General features: G+C 65.1%; 25 protein-coding genes. 5 read left to right on the top strand and 20 right to left on the bottom strand.

Annotated elements, in window-relative coordinates:
• Positions 1–174: 174 nt before the first annotated feature.
• From RIC54_RS10370 to RIC54_RS10320, 11 genes are all read right to left on the bottom strand, one after another.
• Entirely contained in the window at positions 175–1,344 is a 1,170-nt protein-coding gene (locus tag RIC54_RS10370; RefSeq protein ID WP_350095869.1) for a CmpA/NrtA family ABC transporter substrate-binding protein, read from the bottom strand.
• A complete protein-coding gene (locus RIC54_RS10365; protein WP_350095867.1) occupies positions 1,341–1,925 on the bottom strand; it encodes an ANTAR domain-containing response regulator in 585 nt (194 codons plus the stop codon). The genes RIC54_RS10370 and RIC54_RS10365 overlap by 4 nt, the downstream gene beginning before the upstream one ends.
• A 169-nt stretch (positions 1,926–2,094) precedes the next feature.
• Complete coding sequence (locus RIC54_RS10360) at positions 2,095–3,153, bottom strand: branched-chain amino acid ABC transporter permease (RefSeq protein WP_350095865.1); 1,059 nt, start codon at positions 3,151–3,153, stop codon at positions 2,095–2,097.
• Positions 3,154–3,158: 5 nt separating this feature from the next.
• Positions 3,159–4,187, bottom strand: a complete 1,029-nt coding sequence (locus RIC54_RS10355; protein WP_350095863.1) for a branched-chain amino acid ABC transporter permease — start codon at positions 4,185–4,187, stop codon at positions 3,159–3,161.
• Entirely contained in the window at positions 4,184–4,909 is a 726-nt protein-coding gene (locus RIC54_RS10350; protein ID WP_350095861.1) for an ABC transporter ATP-binding protein, read from the bottom strand. The genes RIC54_RS10355 and RIC54_RS10350 overlap by 4 nt, the downstream gene beginning before the upstream one ends.
• Positions 4,902–5,684: an ABC transporter ATP-binding protein gene (locus RIC54_RS10345; RefSeq protein ID WP_350151000.1), complete on the bottom strand. Its 783-nt coding sequence runs from the start codon at positions 5,682–5,684 to the stop codon at positions 4,902–4,904. The genes RIC54_RS10350 and RIC54_RS10345 overlap by 8 nt, the downstream gene beginning before the upstream one ends.
• A gap of 66 nt (positions 5,685–5,750) precedes the next feature.
• On the bottom strand, positions 5,751–6,941 hold the full coding sequence (locus RIC54_RS10340) for a substrate-binding domain-containing protein (protein ID WP_350095857.1): 1,191 nt from the start codon (positions 6,939–6,941) through the stop codon (positions 5,751–5,753).
• Positions 6,938–7,336, bottom strand: a complete 399-nt coding sequence (locus RIC54_RS10335) for a hotdog family protein (RefSeq protein WP_350095855.1) — start codon at positions 7,334–7,336, stop codon at positions 6,938–6,940. Before RIC54_RS10335 ends, RIC54_RS10340 begins: the two co-directional genes overlap by 4 nt.
• Positions 7,333–7,728 carry a MaoC family dehydratase gene (locus tag RIC54_RS10330; protein WP_350095853.1) on the bottom strand — a complete coding sequence of 132 codons (396 nt, stop codon included), beginning with the start codon at positions 7,726–7,728 and terminating at the stop codon, positions 7,333–7,335. Before RIC54_RS10330 ends, RIC54_RS10335 begins: the two co-directional genes overlap by 4 nt.
• The gene (locus RIC54_RS10325; RefSeq protein ID WP_350095851.1) at positions 7,725–9,281 is read right to left on the bottom strand and encodes an acyl-CoA synthetase; all 1,557 of its coding nucleotides are present in this window, start codon (positions 9,279–9,281) and stop codon (positions 7,725–7,727) included. Before RIC54_RS10325 ends, RIC54_RS10330 begins: the two co-directional genes overlap by 4 nt.
• 96 nt (positions 9,282–9,377) lie before the next feature.
• Positions 9,378–9,989, bottom strand: a complete 612-nt coding sequence (locus RIC54_RS10320) for a TetR/AcrR family transcriptional regulator (protein ID WP_350095849.1) — start codon at positions 9,987–9,989, stop codon at positions 9,378–9,380.
• A gap of 89 nt (positions 9,990–10,078) precedes the next feature.
• On the opposite strand from RIC54_RS10320, the gene RIC54_RS10315 reads away from it, so the two are divergent.
• The 4 genes from RIC54_RS10315 to RIC54_RS10300 all read left to right on the top strand — a co-directional run bounded on the left by RIC54_RS10315 (position 10,079) and on the right by RIC54_RS10300 (position 14,956).
• Complete coding sequence (locus tag RIC54_RS10315) at positions 10,079–10,915, top strand: alpha/beta fold hydrolase (protein ID WP_350095847.1); 837 nt, start codon at positions 10,079–10,081, stop codon at positions 10,913–10,915.
• 238 nt (positions 10,916–11,153) lie between these two features.
• Positions 11,154–11,543 carry a DUF4280 domain-containing protein gene (locus RIC54_RS10310; protein WP_350095845.1) on the top strand — a complete coding sequence of 130 codons (390 nt, stop codon included), beginning with the start codon at positions 11,154–11,156 and terminating at the stop codon, positions 11,541–11,543.
• A 142-nt stretch (positions 11,544–11,685) separates the two neighbouring features.
• Positions 11,686–12,351: a toxin-antitoxin system YwqK family antitoxin gene (locus RIC54_RS10305; RefSeq protein ID WP_350095843.1), complete on the top strand. Its 666-nt coding sequence runs from the start codon at positions 11,686–11,688 to the stop codon at positions 12,349–12,351.
• Positions 12,352–12,475: 124 nt separating this feature from the next.
• Positions 12,476–14,956: a type VI secretion system Vgr family protein gene (locus RIC54_RS10300; protein WP_350095841.1), complete on the top strand. Its 2,481-nt coding sequence runs from the start codon at positions 12,476–12,478 to the stop codon at positions 14,954–14,956.
• 114 nt (positions 14,957–15,070) lie between these two features.
• On the opposite strand, the gene RIC54_RS10295 is transcribed toward RIC54_RS10300, so the two are convergent.
• The 3 genes from RIC54_RS10295 to RIC54_RS10285 all read right to left on the bottom strand — a co-directional run bounded on the left by RIC54_RS10295 (position 15,071) and on the right by RIC54_RS10285 (position 17,603).
• Positions 15,071–15,688, bottom strand: a complete 618-nt coding sequence (locus tag RIC54_RS10295) for a ferric reductase-like transmembrane domain-containing protein (RefSeq protein WP_350095839.1) — start codon at positions 15,686–15,688, stop codon at positions 15,071–15,073.
• Between the two features lie 35 nt (positions 15,689–15,723).
• Positions 15,724–16,212: a peptidase associated/transthyretin-like domain-containing protein gene (locus RIC54_RS10290; protein WP_350095837.1), complete on the bottom strand. Its 489-nt coding sequence runs from the start codon at positions 16,210–16,212 to the stop codon at positions 15,724–15,726.
• A 224-nt stretch (positions 16,213–16,436) separates the two neighbouring features.
• Positions 16,437–17,603, bottom strand: a complete 1,167-nt coding sequence (locus RIC54_RS10285; protein WP_350095835.1) for a M20 family metallopeptidase — start codon at positions 17,601–17,603, stop codon at positions 16,437–16,439.
• Positions 17,604–17,806: 203 nt separating this feature from the next.
• Here RIC54_RS10285 and RIC54_RS10280 point away from each other — a divergent pair, with 203 nt between their 5' ends.
• Entirely contained in the window at positions 17,807–18,907 is a 1,101-nt protein-coding gene (locus RIC54_RS10280; protein WP_350095833.1) for a Gfo/Idh/MocA family protein, read from the top strand.
• 19 nt (positions 18,908–18,926) lie between these two features.
• Here RIC54_RS10280 and RIC54_RS10275 read toward each other — a convergent pair whose 3' ends face one another.
• The 6 genes from RIC54_RS10275 to RIC54_RS10250 all read right to left on the bottom strand — a co-directional run bounded on the left by RIC54_RS10275 (position 18,927) and on the right by RIC54_RS10250 (position 25,392).
• On the bottom strand, positions 18,927–19,688 hold the full coding sequence (locus RIC54_RS10275; protein ID WP_350095831.1) for an alpha/beta fold hydrolase: 762 nt from the start codon (positions 19,686–19,688) through the stop codon (positions 18,927–18,929).
• 316 nt (positions 19,689–20,004) lie between these two features.
• Positions 20,005–22,059 carry a response regulator gene (locus RIC54_RS10270; protein ID WP_350095829.1) on the bottom strand — a complete coding sequence of 685 codons (2,055 nt, stop codon included), beginning with the start codon at positions 22,057–22,059 and terminating at the stop codon, positions 20,005–20,007.
• Entirely contained in the window at positions 22,056–22,514 is a 459-nt protein-coding gene (locus tag RIC54_RS10265) for a response regulator (protein ID WP_350095827.1), read from the bottom strand. The genes RIC54_RS10270 and RIC54_RS10265 overlap by 4 nt, the downstream gene beginning before the upstream one ends.
• The gene (locus RIC54_RS10260) at positions 22,514–23,674 is read right to left on the bottom strand and encodes a sensor histidine kinase (RefSeq protein WP_350095825.1); all 1,161 of its coding nucleotides are present in this window, start codon (positions 23,672–23,674) and stop codon (positions 22,514–22,516) included. The genes RIC54_RS10265 and RIC54_RS10260 overlap by 1 nt, the downstream gene beginning before the upstream one ends.
• 124 nt (positions 23,675–23,798) lie before the next feature.
• Positions 23,799–24,992 (bottom strand): GGDEF/EAL domain-containing response regulator, encoded by a 1,194-nt coding sequence (locus tag RIC54_RS10255; RefSeq protein WP_350095823.1) that lies wholly within the window; start codon positions 24,990–24,992, stop codon positions 23,799–23,801.
• Positions 24,985–25,392: a response regulator gene (locus tag RIC54_RS10250; RefSeq protein ID WP_350097318.1), complete on the bottom strand. Its 408-nt coding sequence runs from the start codon at positions 25,390–25,392 to the stop codon at positions 24,985–24,987. The genes RIC54_RS10255 and RIC54_RS10250 overlap by 8 nt, the downstream gene beginning before the upstream one ends.
• Between the last annotated feature and the right edge of the window lie 55 nt (positions 25,393–25,447).

Genomic DNA, 25,447 nt, shown 5'->3' with positions numbered 1-25,447 from the left:
GGCTTTGCTCAGAAGAGATCCCGTCGTCGGGACCCGACCAGGGTTCTCGGCCGCCATTGGCCGGGAACCACTCTGTTGCAACGCAGCGTAACGAACCTCTGGAAGGAATCAAGCAGAAAAGATGAAAAAATGTGCACAAATAATGGAGCCTATAAAATAGGCATGATCGCGGTATCACATAACCGCGTCTGGGTCGAAAACCGCTCCATCGCAGAATCGATCGGGTCCGAGGAACAGGCGTCCGCGCAGCGATGCCGCCGGCATCGGGCTGTCGAGCGCGCCTTCGAGCTTGGAGTTCGCGCCAGGCAGATCGGTCGCCGTGGCGGCGAGCGCTTCGCGGTACAGGCCCGGATCGAAAGTCCGGCAGGCGACGGCTGCAGCCTCCGGGCTGGCCGGGAGGTGCCCCCAACGCACCATCTGCTGGTAGAACCACAGGGCCTGGGACCGCCACGGGAAGGTGGCCGACGCGGTGTGAAACACCATGAAGCGGTCGACGCGCGCCTGCGCGCCCTTGGGGGTCAGGGTCAGGCTGCCGGACAGCGCCCGTTCGATGACCTCGGCCGGGGCATTCAGGTAGCGCTCGGCCGCCAGCAACTCACCCAGGATCGGGCGGTTGCCCGGTTCCGCGACCCAGACCGACGCGCGGTACAGCGCGCGCAGCAGGCGCTTCAGGTCGTCGGCGCGCGCGTCGACCCAGTCGCGGCGCAGCCCCAGTACCTTCTCGGGTGCCGCCGCCCATACCGTGCGGCCGGGCAGCGTGATGGCCGCAAGGTCGGCGTCAACCGCTACCGATCCCCAGGGCTCTCCGACGCAGAAGCCGTCGATCACGCCGGAGCGCACGGCGTCGGCCATCAGCGGTGGCGGGATAACCTCGATCCGCACCTGACGGTCCGGATCGATCCCCGCCGAGGCCAGCCAGTACCGGACCAGATAGTGGTGGGTGGAGAAGAAGAACGGCACGCCGAGCACGACTGGGCGTTCCAGGACGTTGCGCCGGATGGCCTCCAGCATCGCCTCCGCTCCTGTCAGCCCCGGCTCGGTCACCAGATCCAGCAGCCGGTTTGAGGCGCAGATCACGTCGCCGTTCAGGTTCAGGACGTAGGGAGCCACCAGTTCGGCGCGCGGCCCGCCGAGCCCGAGGTTGGTCGCGAGCGCCATCGGGGCCAGCAGGTGGGCGGCGTCGTACAGTCGGACCGCCAGCTTGTCGCGCACGTTCGACCACGAGGTCTCGCGCGACAGGACGATCTCCAGGCCTTCCTCGCGTGCGAAGCCGATCTCGTGGAGGGCGACCAGCGGCGCGCAGTCGACCAGCGGGATGAACCCGATGCGGATCTGGGTGGTCAATTCAGGATCTCCGCCGCGGTGACGACACTGCGGGCAATGTCGCCGATCGTGCGGTTCTGGTTCATCGCGGTGCGCCGCAGGATCTTGTAGGCCTCCTCCTCGTCGATTCCCTTCATCTTCATCAGGATACCCTTGGCGCGATCCACCACCTTGCGCTCGGCCAGTGCCGCCTTGGTGGTCTCCAACTCGGTGTTCAGCCGGGAGAATGCGTTGAACCGGCTGATCGCGAGGTCCAGCACCGGTTTGATGCGCTCCTTGTGCAGGCCGTTGACCACATAGGCGCCGACCCCGGCCTCGACCGCCGCGGTGATCGAGGCGCTGTCGCTCTCGTCGACGAACATGGCGACCGGCCGCTTGATCCGCCGCGACAGCTCGAACATCTGCTCCAGCATGTCACGGCTCGGCGCTTCGAGGTCGATCAGGACCGCGTCAGGGTCGATCCGGGCCAGCCGGTCGATCAGGTTGTCGGTTTCGGCAAGGGCGACGACATCCGGGAACCCGGCTTCGTTCAGGGCGGCGGAGATCATCCGCGCACGCTCGATCCGGAGGTCGATGACGACGATCTTCATCTGCACACGCACCCATCACTTCCCGGCCGCACGGCAGCCGAGCCAGCCCAATCGAGTGCGTTCCATTCCCAGATGACTTTTTTTCAAGGATACACAGGTGACGGAGCGCTGAGTCAACTCGTTGAGGTTTGCAGTTCGACGTTGACCTGGTTCCGGACAGTGCGCAGGGAGTTGGCCGAGGCTAGGCGCGCTCGCGCAGGCGGCCAACGATGCCCGTCGGGAAGAAGTAGACGCTGAGGACGAACAGCACGCCGAGCCAGAGCAGCCAGCGTTCCGGGCTGATCAGGTCGACCAGTAGCGGAACGTCGGCGACCGACGCTGCGGCCGAGGCCATCAGGACCTGCAGGTAGTTCTTGGCCAGCACGAACAAGGTGGCACCGATTACCGCGCCGTAGATCGTGCCCATCCCGCCGATCACCACCATCAGCAGGATGTCGATCATGATCGATAGGCTGAGCGTGGTGTCCGGACCGGTGTACTTCAGCCACAGTGCCATCAGCACGCCGGCCAGGGCGGCCGCACCGGCGGCAAGGCAGGTGGCGGCGGTGCGGTATACGGCCGTACGGTAGCCCAGCGCCTCGGCGCGGAACTCGTTCTCCCGGATCGCCTGCAGGACGCGGCCGAACGGCGAGTTCACGATCCGCAGCATCGCCAGTACCAGGACGAGCGCCGAGGCGAAGATCAGGTAGTAGCTGACAATCCGGCCGTCCAGGCGGACCCCCAGGACCTGCCCGTCGACCATCCTGAACGCCGGGGACAGCAGCCGCGGGACCCGGTAGGTCAACCCGTCCTCGCCGCCGGTCAGGGTGGACAGCTGGGAGGCCAGGATCAGGAATGCGCTGGCGACCGCCAGCGTGACCATCGCGAAGAAGATCGCCTGGACCCGCAGCGCGAACAGCCCAATCAGCAGGGCCAGTCCCATCGCCAGCGCCAGGCCGCAAACCGTGCCGAGCGCCACCGCTCCCCAGGATCCGGGCATGGCGTGCAGCGCGATCGCCACGCCATAGGCACCGATGCCGTAGAACATGGTGTGGGCGAACGACACGATGCCGGTGTAGCCGAGCAGCAGGTCGTAGCTCGCCACCAGCACGATGAAGACGCAGATCGTCGCCGCGGTGTTCAGCGATCGGATTCCCGGAAACACGAACGGTGCCAGGGCCAGGCCGAGCACGACCAGGATCAGCAGACCGGCCAGGACGCGGCTGCGCGGACGATCGTCGGACAGCAGGGTTCTCAGCATCGCCGTCACCCCTTACCGGCCGGGAGCAGGCCACGCGGCCGCCACATCAGGATCACCACCATCAGCAGGATGTTGGAGCCGAGTGCCACCTTCGGTGCCAGGAAGCCGGTGTAGTTGGCCATCAGTCCAACCAGCAGGGCGCCGAGGAAGCAGCCCTCGACCGAGCCGAGGCCGCCGATGATCACCACGATGAAAACCAGCACCAGGATGTTCAGCCCCATCTGGGCGGTGATGATCTCGTCGTACAGCCCCCACATCACCCCGCCGAGTCCGGCCAGCGCCGAGCCAGCCACGAACACCAGGACGAACAGCCGTCGGACCCGGTAGCCAAGCGCCTCTACCATCTCGCCGTTCTCGACCCCGGCGCGGATCAGCAATCCAAGCTTGGTGCGAACCAGGGCGAACCGCAGCCCGACGAAGATCACCGCACCGAGTGCCACCGCCAGCACCCGGTACCGTTCGACCACGACGTCGCCGAACACCCAGGAGCCCTTCAGCATTTCCGGGCGAGGCAGGGGGATCTGGTTGGGTCCCCAGAACAGGTGGATCAGTTCCTCGGCGACGATCAGGCCGCCCATGGTGACAAGGATCTGCTTCAGGTGGGCGCCGTACACCGGCTTGATGATCACCCGTTCGAAGAACCAGCCGATCCCACCGGTCGCCACCATTGCGGCCGTGATCGCCAGACCGACCGCCGCGAGATTGAGTGCCAGGGATTCCGATGCGGTCCAGCCGCCGAGCGCCAGGAGGACGGTAGCGCCGACGAATGCGCCGATCGAGATGAAGGCGCCGTGTCCGAAATTCAGCACGTCCATCAGGCCGAACACCAGGGTCAGCCCGGACGCCATGATGAAGATCAGCATTCCCATCGCCAGGCCGGCCAGGGTCAGGGTGCTCCACGTCGAGACGTCGGCGATCAGCAGCAGGCCGACGACGGCAAGCGCCGGGACCGTCCAGTACGGCATCTGGGCGCGCAGGCGTTCGGCCAGAGGAGCTGCCGGGATCGCTGCGGTCTCGGAGATCTGGTCGGTCATTGGTGGACTCCGAGGCTGAGGCCGAGCAGGCGGGCCTGCAGGGCCGGGTCGGCGGCAAGGTCCGACATCCGGCCGCTGTGGATGACCCGGCCGTCGTCCATCACCGCCACGCTGTCACCGAGCGCCTGGGCCATCCGGAAGTTCTGCTCGACCATCACGATGGTGGTGGCGGTCCGCTTGAGTTCGCGCATCGCCTCGATCAGCGCATCGACGATCGCGGGGGCCAGGCCCTTGGACGGCTCGTCGATCAGGATCAGCCGGCGCGGCTCGATCATCGCGCGGGCGATCGACAACATCTGCTTCTGACCACCGGACAGGTTGCCGGCCGGCAGCGTCCAGAACCGCGTGAGTGCGGGGAAAAGCGAGAAGATCCAGTCCAGCCGGGCCTGGTCGATTGCGCCGTCGCGTGCCGCCAGCACCATGTTCTCCCGCACCGTCAGCCCGGCGAACACCCCCATGTTCTCCGGCACGTAGCCGATGCCGAGACGGGCGATGTCCGGCGTTGCCAGGGCGTTGAGCCCGGTGTCGGCGAAGTGCAGCGTACCGGTGGAAGCCCGCCACAGTCCCATGATCGTGCGCAGCGTGGTCGTCTTGCCGGCGCCGTTGCGGCCCAGCAGCATGGTCAACTCGCCCTGCGGCACGGTCAGATCGACGCCCTGCAGGATGTGGTACTGGCCGATGTGGGTGTGTACGCCGTCCAGGCGCAGCAGCGGTTCAGCCATGCCCGGCTCCCGCCCCTGACGTCCCCAGATAGGCCTGCTGCACGACGTCGGACGCGATGACCGTCTCGGGCGCACCGTCGGCGACCAGGGCGCCGTTGTGCAGCACGTTGATCCGGTCGGCGAGGGAACGCACCACGTCCATCTTGTGCTCCACCAGCAGGACGGTCTTGGCGGTGTCCGCCTTGATCTGGTGGATCAGCTCCAGAACCACCGGCACCTCGTCGACGCTCATACCGGCGGTCGGCTCGTCGAACATCAGTACCTCGCTCTCGAGCGCCAGCAGGACGGCAACCTCCAGTTTTCGCTGGTCGCCGTGCGGCAGCGAGGCGGCAGTCGCGGCCGCCTTGTCGAGCAGGCCGGTGCGCTCAAGGTGGTGTTCGGCCAACTCGATCAACTCGCGCCGTCTGGTCGCCAGAGACCAGATGTCCAGGCCGAGGTCGTGGCTGGCCTGCACGGCGATCCGCACATTCTCCAGAACCGTCAGGTTGGGGAACAGGTTGGTCAGTTGGAATGCCCGGCCGATGCCGGCACGGGTGCGGCGCGGCGCGCTCAGGCCGGTGATGTCGCGGCCGGACAGGACCACCCGTCCGGCGGTGCTGCGCAGCTGTCCCGAGATCAGGTTGAAATAGGTGGTCTTGCCGGCGCCGTTGGGACCGACGATCGCTGTCAGAGTACCGCGATCGAACGCGCAGCTGACGCGATCAACGGCGACATGGCCGCCGAACCGGATGGTCAGCTCGTCGGTACGCAACACGGGCGGTTCGGTTGTGCTCATGGAGTATGCGGTCCCGTTGGAAGGGAGAGCCGGTCCGGCGTGTCGGTGCCGGACCGGCCCGTTGGGTCAGTTGCGGATCGGGATGTCCATGTCGTCGATCTTCAGCTCGCGGACCAGCTCAGGGATACCCCAGGCGACGGCCGGATCGACCTTGATCTTGAAGTGGAACATCGACTGCAGCGCCTGGTGGTCCTCCTTGCGGAACCGCATGGTGCCCTTCGGGGTCATGAACTCCATGCCCTCCATCGCCGCGATCAGCTTCTCTGTCTCGCCCGACGGCGCCTTCTTCAGGGCCTCGACCACGGCGATGCCAGCTGACATCCCGCCGGCGGTGAAGAAGTCCGGCGGCGAGTCGAAGCGCTTGGTGTGCTCGGCAACCAGCCAGTCGTTGACGGGATTCTTGGGGATGTCGTGGTAGTAGTAGGTCGCTCCCTCCATGCCGGGAAGCTCCTTGTAGGCCGCCATCGCCGCCAGGATGTTGCCGCCGGACGCAAGCTCGACGCCGCGGCTCTCCGGGCTCAGGGCCTTCAGCTTGCCCAGCGGGTTGCCCTTGCCGGCCCACACCACCCAGATGATCTTGCGCGGACAATCGGCCTTGCCGAGCGCGTCGAACAGTCGCTGTGCCGGAGCGGTGAAGTCGGCGGTGTCCTGCGGGGCGTATTCCTCGAACACCAGCTTGGCCTTGGTCTTGCCCAGCGCTTCCTTGAAGGCGGCCACGCCGTCACGGCCGAACGCGTAATCCTGGGCCAGGGTAGCGACGCAGTTGCCAGCCTGCCCGAGGGCGACGGCATTCGAGATCGCGTCCTGCGAGGAGTTTCGACCGGTGCGGAACACGTAGCGATTCCATGCCGAGCCGGTGATCGAGTCGGCGACCGCAGGCTCAACCAGCAACACCTTCTCGTACTCCTGGGCCACCGGCAGCATGGCGAGCGCCACGCCGGACGAAACCGGCCCGACCGCCAGGGTCACGTTGTCGTCGCCATAGGCTTCGGCCAGCAGGGTCTTGCCAAGGTCGGGCTTCAGCTGGGTGTCTTTCTCGATCACCTCGATTTTGCGGCCGTTGACCTCCATCGAGCCGCCGGTCGCGTACTCCAGGCCCATCATCAGGCCGACATGGCTCTGCTTGGCATAGGCCTCGAACGGCCCGGTCTTGCCGTAGACATGGGCGATCTTGTAGGGCTCGGCCGCCAGGGCGGTACCGCCCAGGAGGCCGAGCACGGCTGCCGTGGCGGCCGCAAATCCGATGTGGCGTCTCATGTCGCGTCTCTCCCCTGCTGCTTGTTTGAGGCTGGATGTCCGACGTCCTTGACCAGAACCAAGGCACGTCCGTCGCACAGCACCGTGCCGTCGGCGGCGGTGCAGGTGGTTTTCAGATCGACCAGATGCTTGTCGGGTCGGATCCGGGTGATCTCGACTGCGGCGGTGATCGGCTCGCCGAGTCGTGCCGGTTGCCGGAACCGCAGTTCCTGCTTGAGATAGTTGGTGCCGAACCCCGGCAGCTCGCGGCCCAGAAGGTAGGAGAACAACGCCCCGATCAGCGGTTCCGGGACGGTTCCGTCGGGCGCGTCGTCGACACCGGCCAGCGCGGCCAGAGCGGCGACATGCCCGGGCTGGTAAACCCGGGTGACCCGCGCGCGGTCGCCGATCCTCATACGGTGCCTCCCTGAGGCAGGCGGATCCGGGTGCGGCCGTCGAGGGTTACCGCGCCGTCGCGCTCGGCGACCACCCGGACGGCAAGGTCGAGCACACCGTCGGCCGGGCGGTCCAGCACGTCGATCTCCAGCCGCATGGGGTCGCCGGCGTAGGTCGGTGACGGGAACATCAGATCCTGACTGTCCTGCACCGCGCCGGGAAAGCTGCGCCGAATGAGACCCCACAGCGCGCTGTACAGCAGCATGCCGTGGGCCACTGTGCGGCCGAACCGGGTCGCCGCGGAGAAGGCCGGGTCGACGTGGATCGGATTGTCGTCGCCGCTCAGTTCGGCAAAGCGATCGAACTCGGCCTGGGTGAAGGTCCGGCGGACGCGGATCGGGGGGCCGCTCATACCGGCTCCTCCTGACGGGCCGTCGCTTGGGCGAGCCGGCCGCGCAGCACGTGCTTGCGAACCTTGCCGGCCGGGGTGCGCGGCAGATCGCCGACGATCTCGATCGACTTGGGAACTTTGTAGGCGGCCAACCGCTCCCGGCAGTACGCACGCAGTCCGGCGTCATCGATGACCCGGCCGGAGCGGGCAACGAGGTAGGCACGGCCGACTTCGCCCCAACGTTCGTCAGGAACGCCGACCACTGCCGCTTCCAGCACGTCCGGATGGCCAAGGAGGACGCTTTCCACCTCGGCCGGGTACACGTTCTCGCCGCCGGAGATGTACATGTCCTTGATCCGGTCGACGATGAAGACGCAACCATCCGCATCCGCCCGCGCCACGTCTCCGGTGCGCAGCCAGCCGTCATTGTCCAGGGCCTCGGCCGTGGCGTCCGGCCGGTTCCAGTAGCCGGGCGTCACGTTGGCGCCGCGGATCAGCAGTTCGCCTGCTTCGCCCGGAGACATATCGGTTCCGTCAGGTCCGACGATCCGGCTTTGGGTCATCAGCAGCGGCTTGCCGACCCCGCCACGCTTGCGTACTGCTTCCTCGGGCCGCATCAGGAAGGTGGTCGGTCCGGTCTCGGTCATGCCGTAACCTTGGCACAGCGTCACGCCTCGGCCGGCGTACAACTCGATCAAGGCGTTCGGCAGCGGTGCGCCGCCGCTGGTCCAGGATCGCACCTTTGACAGGTCGGCGGCGGCAAAACGCGGATGCAGGCTCAGTGCCTGATAGATCGCCGGTACACCCAGCAGGGCGGTCAGCCCGCCGGTCTCGATGAGTTGAAGTAATCGATCGGCGTCAAAGCCGGGCAGCACCTTGACCGACCCGCCGGCGATCAGCGTCGGCAGGCTGTGCAGGTTGATGCCGGCGGTGTGGAACAGCGGCAGGTAGTTGGGGGTGACGTCATTCGCGGTCAGGTCGATGGCGCTCGACAGGTTGACGAAGTTGGCATGCGCCATGCCGAAGGTCTGCATCACCGCCTTCGGTCGACCTGTGGTCCCGGAGGTGTACAGCATGTACCAGAGCCCGTCCTCCGGCCACACCGGGTCCCAGTCACGGCGCAGTTCCGTGGAATCGCGGAGCGCCTGATAGCTGCCGTTCGAGACGACCTCGCCCTGGCGGTGGACACGGACCAGAGCAATGTCGGGACGGTCGGTCAGGAGGGCAGTTGCGAGGCCTTCGTTTGCGGCGTCATGCAACAGCAGGCGGGGTTCACAGTCGCTCAGCAGGGGCGCCAGTTCCGCCGCGGTCTGCCGCCAGTTCAGCGGTACCAACACCACCCGAGCCTTGCCGCAGGCGAACAGAACTTCGAAGAACGAGGCGGCGTTGTGGGTCAGGATCGCAATGCGGTCGCCCGGTGCAATGCCACGGTCGCGCAGGGCAGCGGCGAACCGGCAGGCACGGTTGTCGAGCTCCCGGTAGGTGAGGGCGGCGCCACCGACGATTTCCTCAAGCGCGACTTTGTCGGGCGACAGCTCGGCTCGTTTGGCAGCGATGTCGACGATGCTGAACATCCGCGCCCCTCAGCGTGCCAAGCGGGGTTTGGACGCAACGCGGATGCCCCCTGCCGCCAACACCAGTCCGCGCTTCGAGATGCCGTCCATCGCCGGTCACTCCGCCGCCGGGGACGGGCGCAGCCCGCGGTCGATCATGTCGGTAATGCTGTCGACCAGTGGATTGATGTCGCGCTCCGGCTCCCAGATGCCGTAGCGCAGACCGGCGAACAGCGAGATGCCCATCAATGCCCAGGACCGACCCTCGGTCTCGCCCGGGCGAACCTCGCCGCTGGCCACGGCACGGTCGAGCCCGGCCTGATAGGCTGTGCCGAACTCCATGAAGTAGAGCCTGAATGCCTCCGGATCGACGAACTGGCTTTCCATTACAATGCGGTACAGGTTGCCGTGCTCGCGCACGAACCCGATGAAGGCCAGCAGCCCCTGACGTTCGGCTTCGGTTCGGTTCGGTGAGTCGGACACCGCCTCATGGAGGTAGGATCGCAGGCGCAGACCGAGGTCGGCGACGAGTTCGCGGAACAGCAATTCCTTGCTGTCGAAGTAGATGTAGAACGTGCCCTGGGCGACGCCGGCATTGGCGGTGATGCTGGCGACCGACGCCTCGTGGAACCCGCGCGCTCCGAACTCAAGCTCGGCCGCATCCAGAATCTTCCGGAGCGTTCTCCTGCCGCGCGCCGTCTTTGGCGTCTTCTCCCCGAGCACGTTCATTTTTTTCTTTTATGAGATGTGAGTCAGGTGTCATGTTTGAATGAAACCAGACGAGTGTCAACGTCAAATCGAGCGAGATGGACGCGGGAATGCCGAGCTTCGAGGCAGGAGACGGTCGAACGCTGTACTACAGGGACACCGATCCGTTGGCCGGGGCCGAGCGGCACTCGGTCGTCCTGCTGCACGGATGGGCCTGCCACGGCGGATACTTCGACCGGCAGGTCGACGGCCTGTCGGATCGACGGCGCCTGATCATCCCGGACCTCCGCGGTCATCGACACTCGCATCGCGCCAGCGACCGGCCGACCTTGGAGGTCCTCGCGGCAGACCTGCAGGCGTTGCTCGATCATCTCCGTCTTCGGCATCCCGTTCTGCTGGGGTGGTCGATGGGCGCTCTGGTCGGGTTCGAGTTCATTCGCCGCTACACGGACGACGCCCTTGCCGGGTTGATCGTAGTCGACATGACGCCGCGCGTGGTGAACGGAGCTGGATGGGATCTCGGCTTGCTGGGCGGCTTCGGCGCGGCGCAGGCCGAGAGGGCGTTCGACCTGATTGGCCAGGACTGGCCAGGCTGGGTCGATGCGTTCCTGCCATCGGTGTTCGCCGGGAGCCGGTCACCGGATGCCGACCTGGCTCAATGGATGGCCACCGAGATGCGGGCAAGCGACCCGGCGGCGATGGCGGCACTTTGGCAAGCCATGACCAATGCAGACCATCGCGCCGTCCTTCCGACAGTTGCGGTTCCGACGCTGGTCGTTCGCGGTGCGGAGAGCCAACTCTACGGACCGGCGACAGCAGACCGGCTTGCTGGCTCCATACCGAACGCGACGCTTGCGACCGTACCGCAAGCCGGGCACGCGCCGCATCTTGAGCAGCCGGAACATACCAACGGACTGTTTGCCGGCTTCGTTGATGGGCTCGAATGAATTCCATCAAACAGCAGTCACCGACCTGTCGCCGGATCCACGGCGAGTCCTCCTGGTACTCGTTGCGAATCGGGCACCGTACCGCCCTGCAGGAGCAGGTATCCGAAGCGCAACGCCAAGCCCGCTTGAACGTCGTCACCGGCGCCGATACCTTCGTCCGACGTTGTGTTGATCGAGGGCTTCGGGACATGAAAGACGGTGGGATCCGGTCGGTTGGCCGGCCGGGGAAGGCGTAGAGATGGCGATCCAGGTCGTTTCGGTCGCCGCCCTGAGCTGCAGCTTCGGCACGGCGCCGGCCATGCTCAACGTGATTCCGACCGCGATGGTCAATGCCGGCGCTCTGCCGGCCGCGACCATCATGGACTACGCACCGCTGGTGAACGTGCCGACCTTTGCGATGTGCTCCAGCCTGGCGAACCCGACCGTCGCTTCGGCCACGGCCGCTGCGCTGGGCGCGCTGACTCCGATGCCATGCATCCCGGCCACCACGGCGCCTTGGACGCCGGGCAGCGCCACCGTGATGATCGGCGGCAAGCCGGCCCTGAACGACGGCTGCAAGCTGATGTGCATGTACGGTGGATCGATCTCGCTGACCACCCCTGGACAGTTCACGGTCAACGTGGCCTGAGGACGTGTCCAACCGGTCGGGAGGCGCGCCGCGCCGATCCCCGAACCCATCCTCGATCGACGAGGCCTCCAGCCATCCGGCGCGCTCCGGGGCCCGTTGAATCGTCTACGCGCGCCGTTCCGAGACTGCTAGGTTCCGCATCATGGATCAGGCCACCCAGAATCAGGCGGACGGCGCGGCGCCCTCGGACAATGGCGATAGTGACGGCCGGCTGCACGGGATCGTGACGCGCGCGAACGATGCCGGCGTGGTTGTCGAGACCGCGACCTTTGCCAACGGTGTGCTGCACGGCCCGTTCTGCCAGTACGACGACGCGGGCCGGTTGATGCGCGAGGCCGAGTACCAGAACGGCGTCCTCCACGGGGTGGCGGTCAACTACGATACGGAGGGCCGGGTTACCGCGAAGGCGCGCTACGCCGACGGCGCGCGCAATGGACCTTGCGTGATCTACGCCAAGGGGCGCCGGGTCCTGCACGCCAGCTACGCGGCCGATCATCTGGACGGCAATGTGTACAACTACAGCGAAGCCGGCGCGATCGCGATGGTTACATCGTATGTCGACGGTCTCAGGCAGGGCGTCACCTCGGTCTTCCGACCCGACGGCTCATACCTGCGCACCGTCGCCTTCCAGGACGACCTGCCGCACGGGCCAACGGAGGATTTCGACGACGAAGGTCACCTGATCCGCCGCACGATGTACGAGTTCGGGATGAAGAACGGTCCGGAGATGGAGTTCAACGACAAAGGCGAAGTCGTGTCGGTCATCCAGTATGTCGACGACAAGCAGGCCGGCCGCGCTGCCCGATAGTCTGCTGCCCGGGTATCAGCATCCTCGAAAGCGCAGCGGGTCATTTCATTTTTAGCGAAGTTGAAACCATCTCGGGCGGATCGTGCAAACGGATGTCCGAGGTCGAGCAAGGGTCTTTTCGGTGATGGCGAACAGTTACATTCAGAAGCTGGAGTTCACCGTCGACGATGAGCCGGCGGACACCTTCGCGGTGTTCCGTATGTCCGGGCGCGAGGCGATCTCGGAGATGTTCCGCTTCGAGATCGATCTGGTGTCCGACGACCCGAACCTGTCGATGGACGACCTGACCGGAAAGGATGCCACGCTCACGATCACCCGGCTCGAGCAGAGCCGCAAGGTGCATGGCATGCTCGAGGGCATCGAGCTGTACGCCGCCACGCCGCGGTCGCAGTACATCTACAAGGCGGTGCTGGTGCCGCGGCTGAAGCGGCTCGAACTGTCCAGGCAAAACCAGATCCACGGGACCGCAGTGCCGGTTTCGGTGCGTGAGGTGCTGACCGACCAGTTGTCGGCGAGCAACCTTAAGGGCGGCCCCGCCTCATCGGTTTCCGGACGGCTCAACACCAACGACTTCGAACTGAGGCTGAGCCAGAGCTACCCGAAGCGCGACTACATCGTGCAGCACGACGAGAGCGATCTCTCGTTCATCTCGCGGCTGTGCGAGCATTACGGCATCTTCTACTACTTCACCCACGACAGCGGACGCGACATCGCGGTTTTCGGTGACTACCGGGTCGCCTTCCCGCAGATCGGCGGGCCGGGCAGCGTCGCCTATCGGCCGGCCAGCGGCTTGGCCAATGCCGGGAACGCAGCCGTCTTCCGGTTTTCGGGCCGTTCGATTCTGCTGCCGTCGCAGATCTGCCTACGCGACTACAACTACCGGACCCCGAGCCTGACGCTGGAGGTAAGCGAGCCGGTCGATCCCAAGGGCCACGGCGTGGTCGTCGAGTTCGGCGCGCATTTTCGGACGCCACAGGAGGGTCGGGACCTTGCCCGGGTGCGGGCGCAGGAACTGCTCTGCCGCAAGCAGGTGTTCCAGGGCGAAAGCGACGACGTCCACATGATTGCCGGTGGCGTCTTCTCCCTGACGGGCCACTTCCGGAGTGGCTTCAACGCCGGCTACCTGCTGACCTGGGTCGAGCACGAGGCGACGCAGGCGCTGCCCGGCATTGCCGAGTTCACCGGGCCGGGACACCAGACTGCCTACCGCAATCGCTTCGAATGCCTGCCGAAATCGGTCGACTTTCGCCCCATTCGCAGGACTCCGAAACCGCGCATGTCCGGGCTGTCGAACGCCGTGGTCGACGCCGCCGGTTCCGGACAGCGCGCGGAACTGGACGCGACCGGCCGCTACAAGGTCCGACAGCAGTTCGACCAGCGCGGCGAGGCTGCCGGCCAGGCCTCCCGCTACATGCGGAAGTCCGAGCCCTATGGCGGGGTCAACTCCGGCATGCACTTCCCGTTGCTCAAGGGCACCGAGGTGATCCTGGCCTGCGTCAACGGTGATCCGGACCGACCGATCATCGTTGGCGCGATGCAAAACGAGCCGTACCCGAGCGTGGTGAATGCCCAGAGCAACACCAAGAACCGAATGCGAACAACCGCCGGAACCCTGTTCGAGATTGACGACGGGCCGGCCAGCGGCGGTGGCGGAAGCGGCGCATCCTCGGGCGGGACCCTGGCACCGCAACGAGCCCTGGAGGGCCCCGCAGCGAAACCGCCGGCCGTCACGCAGTCCCTTGCGCCGCAGCGCGCGGAGTCGAGCACCGACTCCGCCAGTGGCGCGACCTCGTCCTACGCCCGACTTCAGGTTACGGCCGGCACCGACAGCTACTGGCGGATCGGCTCGAAGCCGACCGACAGTACCGAAGACAGCCGCACCGCCGACATGTCGAACATGGACGGGGGCGACGAAGCCGGTGACGCCGGAGTCTTTGAGTACACCGCCGGCGACCGCACCTCGCTTATCGATGGTGCGAGCTACAGCCAGGTCGGCGCCAATCGCCTGGACTACGTCGTCGCCGACCGACGAATGAGCGCGACCAACCACTACACGGTGGCGAAGACGCAGTATCAGGTCATCGCCCAGGGAATCAGCATCGAGGCATCGAAGGCCACCCTGAACGACAACTCGATGCCGGCGGTGGCGTCAAAAGGCAACGTCGACATCGTTGCGGCGGCAGCGGCCAACCTGAAGACCGGCACCGACTACGTCCAGACCGTCGGCGGCAAGCTGACGATCAAGGTGACGGGCGACGTGAGCATCGACACCAGTGGCAACATGACGCTCACGTCCCACGGAGACATGACCCTCAAATCCCACGGAAACATGACGATGGATGCCGACGGGTCGATAACGTTGAACGCCGGCGGGTCGATGACGATGGACGCCGATGGATCGATGACGGCGAAGGCCGGTGGCTCGACCACGGTCAAGGCAGGGTCCAGCATGACGATTTCCAGCGGCACCGGGCTGACCGGCAAGGCCGGAACCGCTCTCGATCTCCAGGGTGGAACCACGATGTCGATCAAGGGCTCCGCCAGCGGCACCGTCGACGGTGGCGGCGCGCTGACCGTGAAGGGGGGCATCATCAACCTGAACTGACGCATCTTCCGGACGCCGGAATTGTCGTCAAACTGTCCGGCTTCGGCCACTGTCCGCCATTGCGTGAATGCCTCGCCCTGACGCCACAGCGGTCAATGCTGCTGTGCCGACGACCTACTCATCACCTGAAGGACCCGTGAGGCGTTGACGCGACAGTGCCCCCCATACCCCTAGGTCAGCGCCAACCTTCAGGGTCGCTGCGACGACCATCGTGCACAGCACCGCTTTCGATACGGTCTCCATGGTGCCCTCAATAGGCAACACGTGGGCCGCGCTGCAGAGAACGGTCACGGCTGCGAGGGAAGTGTGGACAAGCCGCCATGTCCGCGGCCGTAACTTCATTCGCCGACGAAGCGCTGCCGCAAGTGCGGCTGCGAGCACTGTCCACACCGCGATTACGCCCCAGACAGAGAACAGTGTCGGTGCTCTGAAGAGCAGCGCGTCGATCACGTCCGGGGGACTGGTAATCCAAAGGCCCGCGACGTGGAGGGTCACAGCCGCGACCAGGACACCTCCGACTACGCGATGTACCCGCCGACCTCGCGGCGCGGCCAGACCCGGCAGGTAGCCGCCGGCCAGCAAGGGTTGGACGAGCAGCAGGGCCAATGCGAGTATTCCCGCGAAACCAGCCGATATGTAGATCGGGTCGCGCCATGCAAGCAGGGGACTGGCTGCAGCGGCGGCGATTGGAACGACAATGGCGGTACCGAGAATGGCCCAGATCAGGATCACGCGGGCCGGGCTCGTTTCCCTTTCAGGCACTGAGGTCAGGCCGGCTTGAGAACGAAGTGTGCCTCCAGGCTGGTGTCTTGCGCGCTCTTCATCACGGGACGCAGGAAAACCGTCTCGAAGTCACCACTATCGTAGGCAAGGTGCCCGTGCGGCTGACCGAAGGCCGGCACGATCTGCGGCATCTCAAGACGGAAGACGCCGTTCTCGTCAGTCAGTGTGGCCCCATGGCTATGCGGATCCCGCTCATACCCTTCGGTCGTGTGCGCCCAGATCTGGATGCGCTGACCGCCAAGCGGAGCGCCATCCTCTGCGCGGCGCACAGTGCCCGACATCCAGAAACCTCCGCCGCCGATCCGGTCCACGATTGGCGCACCGGGGAGATAGTTGTTGGCGCCACCCCGCATCGATGGTGTTGGAGCCAACCCCTTGGCTTGGGCGGGCACGAGGAACCCGGGCCCTCCCGACACCACGACGGCACCAGCGGCTGTAAGGAGGGTTCGGCGCGTGAGCAGCTTGCTGGTCATAAACAATCCTCCTGGCGGGCACCCTTCGCCCCGACCATCCGGCGTGGCCGACTGCCTAGGGACCAAGACTTAGGAGAGGAAGACCACGCGGTAATCGGGAATCACGGTCTTGTGATACCGGTGCCGGCGTTCTGCCGGTTCCGTGGACACGCAGTCGGGCTTCACCTGCCTCTCGCGATTGGTCCAGGTTGAACACTAGCACATGATCCGATCAGTGCCCTGCCTCAGGCACCGAGCCGCATGATGGCGAGCGCGACGGTCTTGGCGCGCGGAACCATGGTGTCCAGCCGCATGAACTCCTCCGGCGTGTGTGCCCGCCCGCCGACCGGGCCGGTGCCGCAAACGGTCGGCGCTCCGACCTGGGCGGTGAATCCGGAATCGGCGGAACCGCCGGAGAATTCGCCGCCGATGGTGAGGCCGACCTCGGCGCCCGCCTGCGTGTAGAGGTCGAAGATCTCCTTGCTTTCCGGCGACTGGGTCAGGGGCAGGAAGCCTCGGCTCTCGGTGATCTCGGTGGAGGTGCCGGGGACGTAGGCGGTCTCCAGGATCCTGGTGATCCGCTCCCAAACGGCGTTGCGCGCCTCCATCGTCTTGAACCGCACGTCCACCTCCGCCATCGCGTGCGGAGCCACCATGTTGACCGCATTGCCGCCGCTCACGATGCCGACGTTGGCGGTCGTGCCCGCCTCGTAGTCCGTCAGCTTGTGCAACTCCGTTATCTTCGCCGCCAGCTCGCCGATGGCGCTGATGCCCTTTTCGTGCTGCCCCCCTGAGTGGGCCGGCACGCCCTTGACCAGGAACTTGAAGAAGCTTGCGCCCTTGCGCCCGGTCACGACATTGCCGCTTTCCCGCCCCGGCTCCGCATTGAAGACGACGCGGGCGTTCCGTGCCTCGTTCTCGATGACCGGACGGGAAGACGGCGAGGCAATCTCCTCGTCCGAGGTGTAGAGCCCCGTTAACGGGTAGGGCGCACCACCGAAGCGCTTGAACGCCGCCAGCACGAAGGCGTTCATCACCAGGCCCGCCTTCATGTCCGCGACCCCCGGACCATAGGCGATGTCGCCTTTCACCGTGAACGGCCGGCGCCCCGCCTCGCCGTCCGGGAAGACCGTATCGCGGTGTCCCATCAGAACGACCGGCCGGTTGCCCTCGCCGCCCGAGACGTGGGCGCGGATGCAGTCACCGAACTCGCCGTGCGGAACCCGGTCGGTGGAGATTCCCTCGGCTTCGAACCACTCCTCGATGGCCCGCCCGACCGCGTCGACGCCGGCCTTGTTGTACGATCCGGAGTCGATGTTCACGATCTTCTCCAGGAGTTCGGTCATGGCCGGGCGCTGCTGGTCGAGCCAGCCGAGGATCGCGGCCTGCTGTTCGGGGGTGGCGGAGGGCACGGCTGTCATTCTCCGGGATGATGGGACTGGACGGCTAGCGTGGCCTTCCCGCCGTCTGGTTGCAATCCGGTTGTCTCGGCTCGCGGCGGGACGAGAGCGGCTTGTTTGCCCCACCATTCGCCTGGTCGTGTCCAGCGCGTGAAGCATGTTATGTTCAGCCATAGGTCGGCACCGCGTCGCCGTCTCAAGCAATGGATATGACCTTGGCAGACAGGATCAGAGTCGGAATCGTCGGTGCAACCGTCACGCCGGGCGGGAGCGGGTGGGGCGCGAATGCCCATGTGCCGGCACTGCAATCGCTGCCGGATTACGAGCTGAAGGCCGTCTGCACCGCGCACGCGGAGACGGCGAGAGCCTCGGCGGAGAAGTTTGGTGCCGAACTCGCCTTTCACGACATGGAGACGATGGTCACGCATCCCAAGGTCGACCTCATCGCGGTCGTGGTTCGGGTGCCGTTGCACAAGCAACTGGTCATGGCCGCCATCGCGGCCGGAAAGCCGGTTTGCTGCGAGTGGCCGCTCGGGGCGAACCTCGCCGAAGCGACGGAAATGGCCAACCGCGCGAAGGCAGCCGGGCTGCCGACCCTGGTTGGTCTGCAGGCGCGCAGCGACCCTGCCGTGATGCATGCCCGCGACCTCGTCGCCAACGGCGAAATCGGCGACATCGTGACCGTCAACCTCAAGGTGATGGTCGATGCGATTACAGAGCGCGGGGACGGTCGGATCTGGCAGGGGATTCGCACGAACGGCGCCAATCCCATGACCATCCCTGGCGGCCACTCGATCGATGCCCTGTGCAATATCCTCGGAGAGTTCGCCGAGGTCAGCGCCCGGGTCACGACGCGCATCGACATGTGGAAGCACGCGGTAACCGGGGAAGACTTTCCCGTGGATGCGCCGGACACCGTCACCGCCGCCGGCGTACTGAAAAGCGGTGCGGAAGTGTCGTACCAAGTGGCCAGCGTTCCCTTCAACGCGAGCGGAACGCGCCTGGAGATTTACGGCCGCAAGGGAACCCCGGTGCTGACTTCCAAATCCGTCAACATCGGGCCCAGCCAACTGCACCTTGCCATCGGCAACGCGGCAATGGCCGAGATCACCCCGCCAGACAGCTATCGGCTGGTGTCTGCGGATATGGCCGCCGGACCGGGACGAAACGTCGGGCAGGCCTATGCCCGGTTCGCCAGCGCCTTGCGGTCAGGGACCTCGGACGCCCCCGATTTCGGCGACGCGGTGGCCCGACACGCGCTGATCGACGCTATGGAACGCTCCCACCGGGAGGGCAGAGTCATCCGATTGGCGTAAGGCCGGTGTGGGGCTGACGTCAGCTCCGTGACGCGGTCGCGGCGGCGTTCATCGCCATGAAGCCGCGGATGTGGCGCACCGCGAGCTCGATCTTACGGGCGTTCTCCTTCCACGGGTAAAGACTGACCTGGGCGTTCGGCGCCAGCAGGGCCGTCTCCATTGCGGTCGCATAGGGGTGCGCGGGGATGTCGTCCGGCAGGATCAGCACCGGCGTGTGGCAGGCGCGCACGAACTCGCGATCGACGGTGAACACGAAGTCCGCCCGCTTGGTGTACATGTTGTCGAGGTATTCGGCGATCGTCTTCATGGTGATGTCGGGGTGCCGGGCGTGAAACTCCGGCCCCCAGCCCTTGATATTGTTCTGATAGAAGATGTCCGGCACGGCGGAACTGTAGCCGCTCGGATGCACGAGCACCGCGGCCACGACGCGCTCGCCTGCGCGCTTGAGCATGTTCCAGATCATGGGGCCGCCGATGCAGAAGCCCATCACCATGAAGCGGTCGATCCCCAGATGCTCCATCAGCCCGAGTTGGTCGTCGGTGAAACCGTCCCACGTCCGTTCGACCTCGAGCGGACCCTGCGATTGGCCGCCATTGGCGTTGCGCAGATCCAGCGCGATGACGCGGTAGGTGTCGCTGAAGGCCTCCAGCGGATTGAAGGCATGGGTCGCGAGGCCGGCAATCGTCGCGTTCAGACCGCCGCCGGGTATGACCAGCAGCGGAAATCCGGAACCGGCTTCCTCGTAGTGGATCCGCACTGGACCATTCTCGAACATTGGCATGGCGGTTCTCGCTTCCGGGTGAGGTAAACGGCCCGGTACCGGTGCGTTCCAGCCCCATACCAGCCCGCGCCGACGCCCATCAAAAAGCGTTCCGTCCGCGACGGCAACCTTCTCCTGTCGAGCGCTTGGCTGCGTCCACGGTACCTGCAGAGGACCTGCTGCCCCGGCGTGGTCTCGAACTGAGCTACGAAACGATACGGGGCCGGGTCGCCGGGTGCGGATGCCCGGCGACTGCGCGCGATGCGACACCCGGCTCCTCGACCAAGTCTCCTCGGCGGCGGATGTGTTCGAGACGGACGGGCGGGGAGGCCGAGGGTCAGCTTGCAGCGGGCCACAGCTCCAGGAGGCGTTGCCTGACCCGATCCGACAGTTCGTCCATGCTGCAGGGCTTCGGCAGAACGCTGTCCAGCAGAGGGTCGTCGCCGAACGATTTGGCCACCTCAGCGCTGTAGCCGGACGTCAGCTGGACGGGCAGCGCCGGCCATCGGTCCCGAATCTCGCGGCCCAACTCTACCCCGTTCATGCCGCCCGGCATGACGACGTCGCTCAGGACCAGACTGACCGGGGTCATCTCCAGAATGTCGAGCGCACCCTGGCCGCTGGAGGCCGTCAGGGTGCGATATCCAAGGCTGCGCAGCATTTCGGCGACGACATCCAACAGTTCGGATTCGTCGTCGACGACCAGAACCGTCGCCGAGTTGAGACGTGACTCAGGCGATGTCGCCTTGGGCAAGATTGCAGGACGGACCAGCATCTCGGCCACAACGTCCTCCGCCGCCGCATCGCCGGCGATGGCGCTGTCCGTCGCTTGAACAGGCAGCCCGGGGGCAGGGCGTGCGGAGCGGGTTGGTTCGTCGGAAACCGACCGCGGAAGATGGATCTGTATGGTCGTCCCACTACCCGGGTTGGAGTCAATCTGAAGCAAGCCGTCCGAGCGCTTAACAAAGCCATAGACCATGCTCAGGCCGAGGCCGCTGCCCTCTGATTTGGGCTTGGTTGTGAAAAATGGTTCGAGGACGCGACTCTTTACTTCCGGGCTGATCCCGTGACCGGTGTCGCTGATCGACAGCACAACCCAGTCCGTTCGTATGTCGTCCCGCCTTGGCCCGACCTGCAGGCGATCCGATCGCTTGTTCGCGGTTTCGATCACGAGCCGGCCGCCCTCCGGCATGGCGTCGCGGGCGTTCAGGACCATATTGAGTATCGCGTCCTCCAGATCACCGGCGACGATGTCGGTCGGCCAGAGATCGGGAGCGGCGTAGATCTTCAGATCGATGCCGTCGGGCAGCGTGTCGCAAAGCAGCTCGTCCATCGTGCCGAGCACGGCGTTCACGTCAGTCGGCTCGCCGGCGTTTCTTTCCAGATCCGAGAAATTCAACAGCCTGCTAGTCAGGACGCCGCCGCGCCGCGCCGCCTTCTGGAGCACGTTGATCCTTTTCGCGGCGTTCGGTTGATCGCCGACCAAACGCCCCAGCAACTCCAGATTGCCCGAGATGATACCGAGAAGATTGTTGAAATCGTGAGCGATACCGCCGGCCAGGGCACCGACGGTCTGGATTCTCTTTGCATGCTCAAGGGTCTGTTCCACCCGCTTGCGCTCGGTCAGATCCTGGATCATCCCGCTGGCGCCGCGCAGAGCGCCACTTTCGTCATAGAGCGGGTGCGCTACGTAGTGCACATGGCGGTCGCCCGGCTGCACGACATGCTCAAGATCGACCGATGTACCGTCGTCCAGCAAACGCTGGTAGGCCGCAAAATATTCATTGCGACTATCCTCGCTCAGGAAGTCGGCATAGACCATGCGACAAGGTGTAAATGTCGATCTCTTGAGCCCAAGTACGGAGAACATGCCGTCAGACCACGACATCTTGTCGTTGACGAGGTCGTACTGCCAGCTGCCGATACCGGCCATGCGTTCCGCCTTCTGAAGCATGGCTCGCTCGGCCCGTCGGTCCTGTTCCAGCGCTTCGGTTGTCGCCCGCAGCCTGGCGACCTCGACGACCGAGCGGACGGCCCGCTGGAGTGTGTCGGACGACAAAGCGTCCTTCGGCAGGTAGTCGTCTGCACCGCCTTTCAATGCCGATGCGGCCAACAGCTCGTCACCGGCACCCGACATCAGGATCAGGGCCGGAGGACGACCCGGGCGGAGCCTGATCTGTCCCAGCAAATCCAGCCCTGTGGTGTCCGAAAGACGTTGATCGATCAGGGCGCAGTCAAAGTGACTCCGAGCCGTCTCCTCCAACGCAGCCGCACCCGTCTCCACCTCGAGCACGGTGGCGTCCATACCTGACTTGGTGATCGACCGCCGCAGGGCCATGCGATCGACCTGATCGTCGTCGACGATCAGAATGCGAAGGGCCGTGTCGCTCATGGCAGTTCAACGATGCGGCAATAGGTACTGAGCATCCTCATCATGTTCTGCAGCGAGCCGTCGGTACCGGTTTTTATGACGTATCCGGCAACGTTCTGAGCGTATGCGGCGCGGCGATCCTCATCCGCCTGGGAGGTCGACAGGACGAAGACGGTCGTGTCCCGCAGTTCGTCGTCGGCTCGAACGGCCTCCAGGAATTCCAGTCCGGTCATGCGCGGCATGTTGATGTCGGTGACGACGATGTACGGTCGAGCCGGCTTCTTGGCGCCGTTGAGCCCCTTCAGGATCTCGTAGGCCCGTTGGCCGTCCTGCGCTTCCAACAGGTCGGTCGGGATGTTCTCCTGCCGGAACGCGCGTCGGAAGTTCGCCCGGTCGATTTCGTCGTCGTCGACCAGCAGGAAGGTCGCCTGGCGGGTCGAGGGAACGGTTGTCCGTTCAGCGATCTTCTGGTCCATCATGCCGCCTCCACCAACCGTTTCCGCGGCCATGTAAACCTGAATGTCGTGCCTCGTTGTGGTCCGCTGGACTCGATCCAGACCATTCCGCCTTCGCCCTCGACAATCTTCTTGATGATCGAAAGCCCCATCCCAGTGGTGTCCTTGGTATCGCGCGCCGTCAGCGTCTCGAACATCCGGAAGATCCGCTTGTGATACTTCTCGGGAATGCCGGGCCCATCGTCCGAAACTGCGAACACGTGGCGATCGTCCTGGGTTTCGACCGCGATGGTGAGCGTTCCGTTCGGCCGGTCGTGGTGCTTGATCGCGTTGCCGATCAGGTTGGCCACTACCTGTTGAAAGCCAAGCTGTCGGCCGAACAATGTCGGAACGTCGGCCGGCAGTTCGAGGGTGAAACGGGAGTCGACGTTCAGTTCGTCAAACGAGTCGCGGATGATCCGTCCGGCGTCGAACTCTTCGGCGGTACTGTCGCCGTGGCCGATCCGAGAATAGTTCAGGAGATCCGTCAGCATTCGATCCAGGCGGTCGGTGCGGCTCCGGATCAGCATCATCTTCTCACGGGAGTCGGCATCCAGGTCTTCGCCGAGATCCTCCTCCAGCCATCCGATGACGCTCCGGATACCTCGCAGCGGCGCGCGAAGGTCGTGAGACGCGACATAGGCAAATCGCTCCAACTCTTCGTTGGATCGCGCGAGCTCCTTGGCTTGCTCAACCAGACGGACTTCGGCTGCCTCGCGTTCAGCGATCTCGTGGCTCAATCGTTCATTGGCTTCGATCAGCTGCTGCTGGGTCGGCAGTGCCACCAGCTTGGGCACCAGCGTCCAGAGGGCGAAGGCCGTGGCGATCGAAACCGTTGCGGTCGCCACCTTCACCAATCCCTGCAGGCCATAGTCGGGAACCCACAGGACATAGATGTTGGCCGCGTGCGTGATGCCGCAAAGCAGGATGAAGGCCGCAAAGGTGTAGAGCATCCAGCCGTGCCGGATGTCGGTGCGTTGGCGCACCAGCCCCACCAGTGCGAGGGGAATGATGAAGTACGCCGCGGTGATCACCAGATCGGAACCGGCGTGCAGGATCACCAGATCGGGACGCCACGCAAAGCAGATCCCGTGAGGCATTACATCGGCATCGTCGAGCAGGCGAATCAGCGGGTTCAGCATGGTGATTGTCCAGTTTGCCTCGACGCCGTAGCCCGTGCGTCAGTGTCGTCAGTATCGTGAGCGAACCGCCCGGCTTTGGCGGCGTTGACGCTCGGCCTTTGACGCCGGATCCGGATGACTCCGATCAGGCGGGCAGTGCGAAGGTCATTTCGGGGTTTCGCACCAACCAGCTTTCAAAGTCATCGGCACCCGCCGGTCTGGCGACCAGATAGCCCTGCGCCGCGTCGCACTTCATGAGGTGCAGGGCCTCCAGTTGCCGAAACGTCTCGATCCCTTCGGCCACGACGGCCATCTGCAGGCTGTGGGCGAGTTCGATGCTTGACCGCACGATCGCTTCGGTATGCTCGTTCCTGCCGACGCCGTTGATGAACGAACGGTCGATCTTGAGCTCCGAGAACGGGAACGCTTCGAGCTGGCTCATTGTGGAGTGCCCGGTTCCGAAATCGTCGATCGACAACCCGATTCCGCGCATCCGCAGCCGCGTCAGGATCTCCATCGCGTTGGCGACGGTCTCGACCATCTTGGTCTCAGTGACTTCGATAATCAGGCGGTCAGCAGACACGCCATGGACCCGCAGCGCATTCACGATCTGATCCGGGAGACTGAGGTCCCTGAGACTTGCCGCATCGAAGTTCACGGCCAGCGACGGAACCGCGAGTCCTCGCCGGTCCCAATGCCGCAGGTCGTTCAAGCCCTGCTCCAGAACCATCATGGTCAGGTCGCCGATCAGATCAGACTCGACCGCGGTTGCAAGGAATCCAGCGGGCGACAGCAGTCCACGCTGCGGATGTTGCCAACGGACCAGGGCTTCCACGCCCGTTACCTGGCATGAGGTCAGGCTGATCTTCGGCTGGTAGTGGACTCGCAACTCCTTGTTGGCGATCGCGTCCCTGAGTTCACCCTCCGACGGCTGCTCTGCCGTCCGTTGCGGGCGCAGCGGTGCCACGTGGGTCGATTGTCCGAGGAGCCGCTCGAGCACGTCGAGATCGACAGGCTTGCTGATCGCGCCAACGACCCTCAATCCGTGCGCCTCGGCAAGACCCCTGGCGGAGTTCATGACACGAGGATCGCAACCGCTCATCAGAATGACGGATGCACGACTGCTCTGGTCCGCCAGGAATCGGATCAACTCGATTCCGTCGGTTCCCGGCAAAGCGAGATCCAGCACGACCGTATCGATGCTTGGATTGTAGCATCGCTTGAACTCGTCGGAGGAGTCGACCGCGACCGCCGAGTAATCCAATTCGGTCGCGGCGTCGCGCACCAGAGCACCAAGATCGGGTTCGTCGTCGACCACCAGCAGGTTGCGGCTAGACATGCCTCGCACTCCTGTCCAGTTCGACAGCGCGCTTCGCCGTTTCGCACTGTAGTTCCAGGTCGCTGATGCTCGCCGGCTTCCGGATAACACCAATTGTAGTGAGTCCGAGGCCGTCGGCGAGGATTTCGGCCGCCCTGAGATAGCTCGACTGGTAGCCGCTCATGATGATGAGCTTGGAGCGCGATCCAGTTCGTGAGAGCTTCTGGATCAGTTCTAGGCCGTCGATGTCCGGCATGATCAAATCAAGCACGATCACGTCGGGCATGGCGACCTCGAACTTCTTGAACAGGTCCCGCACGCTCGTGACAGCCTCTGCCTTGAAACCCACCATTCCGGCGACGTCACAGACCAGTTCGGCCATCTCCTCTTGATCGTCGACCACCAACATTGTCGGAACCATGGCCACTTCGCCTCCGTGATTGCCTGCTTGCGTCGGCGCTTCAGGCCGTTCTTGA

It is taken from the genome of Thalassobaculum sp., assembly GCF_040219215.1.
In the GTDB taxonomy this organism is placed as follows: Bacteria; Pseudomonadota; Alphaproteobacteria; order Thalassobaculales; family Thalassobaculaceae; genus Thalassobaculum_A.
The sequence above is the reverse complement of the archived record's forward strand: the minus strand, read 5'-3'. Positions and strand labels throughout refer to the sequence as shown.

Coding starts and splice junctions, on each gene's coding strand:
- RIC54_RS10260 (WP_350095825.1), bottom strand. CDS start 23,674: ATGCTGAACCCGCTGATTCGCCTGCTCGACGATGCCGATGTAATGCCT.
- RIC54_RS10300 (WP_350095841.1), top strand. CDS start 12,476: ATGGCGAACAGTTACATTCAGAAGCTGGAGTTCACCGTCGACGATGAG.
- RIC54_RS10305 (WP_350095843.1), top strand. CDS start 11,686: ATGGATCAGGCCACCCAGAATCAGGCGGACGGCGCGGCGCCCTCGGAC.
- RIC54_RS10345 (WP_350151000.1), bottom strand. CDS start 5,684: ATGAGCACAACCGAACCGCCCGTGTTGCGTACCGACGAGCTGACCATC.
- RIC54_RS10350 (WP_350095861.1), bottom strand. CDS start 4,909: ATGGCTGAACCGCTGCTGCGCCTGGACGGCGTACACACCCACATCGGC.
- RIC54_RS10335 (WP_350095855.1), bottom strand. CDS start 7,336: ATGAGGATCGGCGACCGCGCGCGGGTCACCCGGGTTTACCAGCCCGGG.
- RIC54_RS10290 (WP_350095837.1), bottom strand. CDS start 16,212: ATGACCAGCAAGCTGCTCACGCGCCGAACCCTCCTTACAGCCGCTGGT.
- RIC54_RS10255 (WP_350095823.1), bottom strand. CDS start 24,992: ATGTCTAGCCGCAACCTGCTGGTGGTCGACGACGAACCCGATCTTGGT.
- RIC54_RS10275 (WP_350095831.1), bottom strand. CDS start 19,688: ATGCCAATGTTCGAGAATGGTCCAGTGCGGATCCACTACGAGGAAGCC.
- RIC54_RS10270 (WP_350095829.1), bottom strand. CDS start 22,059: ATGAGCGACACGGCCCTTCGCATTCTGATCGTCGACGACGATCAGGTC.
- RIC54_RS10265 (WP_350095827.1), bottom strand. CDS start 22,514: ATGGACCAGAAGATCGCTGAACGGACAACCGTTCCCTCGACCCGCCAG.
- RIC54_RS10360 (WP_350095865.1), bottom strand. CDS start 3,153: ATGCTGAGAACCCTGCTGTCCGACGATCGTCCGCGCAGCCGCGTCCTG.
- RIC54_RS10315 (WP_350095847.1), top strand. CDS start 10,079: ATGCCGAGCTTCGAGGCAGGAGACGGTCGAACGCTGTACTACAGGGAC.
- RIC54_RS10250 (WP_350097318.1), bottom strand. CDS start 25,392: ATGGTTCCGACAATGTTGGTGGTCGACGATCAAGAGGAGATGGCCGAA.
- RIC54_RS10340 (WP_350095857.1), bottom strand. CDS start 6,941: ATGAGACGCCACATCGGATTTGCGGCCGCCACGGCAGCCGTGCTCGGC.
- RIC54_RS10325 (WP_350095851.1), bottom strand. CDS start 9,281: ATGTTCAGCATCGTCGACATCGCTGCCAAACGAGCCGAGCTGTCGCCC.
- RIC54_RS10320 (WP_350095849.1), bottom strand. CDS start 9,989: ATGAACGTGCTCGGGGAGAAGACGCCAAAGACGGCGCGCGGCAGGAGA.
- RIC54_RS10355 (WP_350095863.1), bottom strand. CDS start 4,187: ATGACCGACCAGATCTCCGAGACCGCAGCGATCCCGGCAGCTCCTCTG.
- RIC54_RS10310 (WP_350095845.1), top strand. CDS start 11,154: ATGGCGATCCAGGTCGTTTCGGTCGCCGCCCTGAGCTGCAGCTTCGGC.
- RIC54_RS10330 (WP_350095853.1), bottom strand. CDS start 7,728: ATGAGCGGCCCCCCGATCCGCGTCCGCCGGACCTTCACCCAGGCCGAG.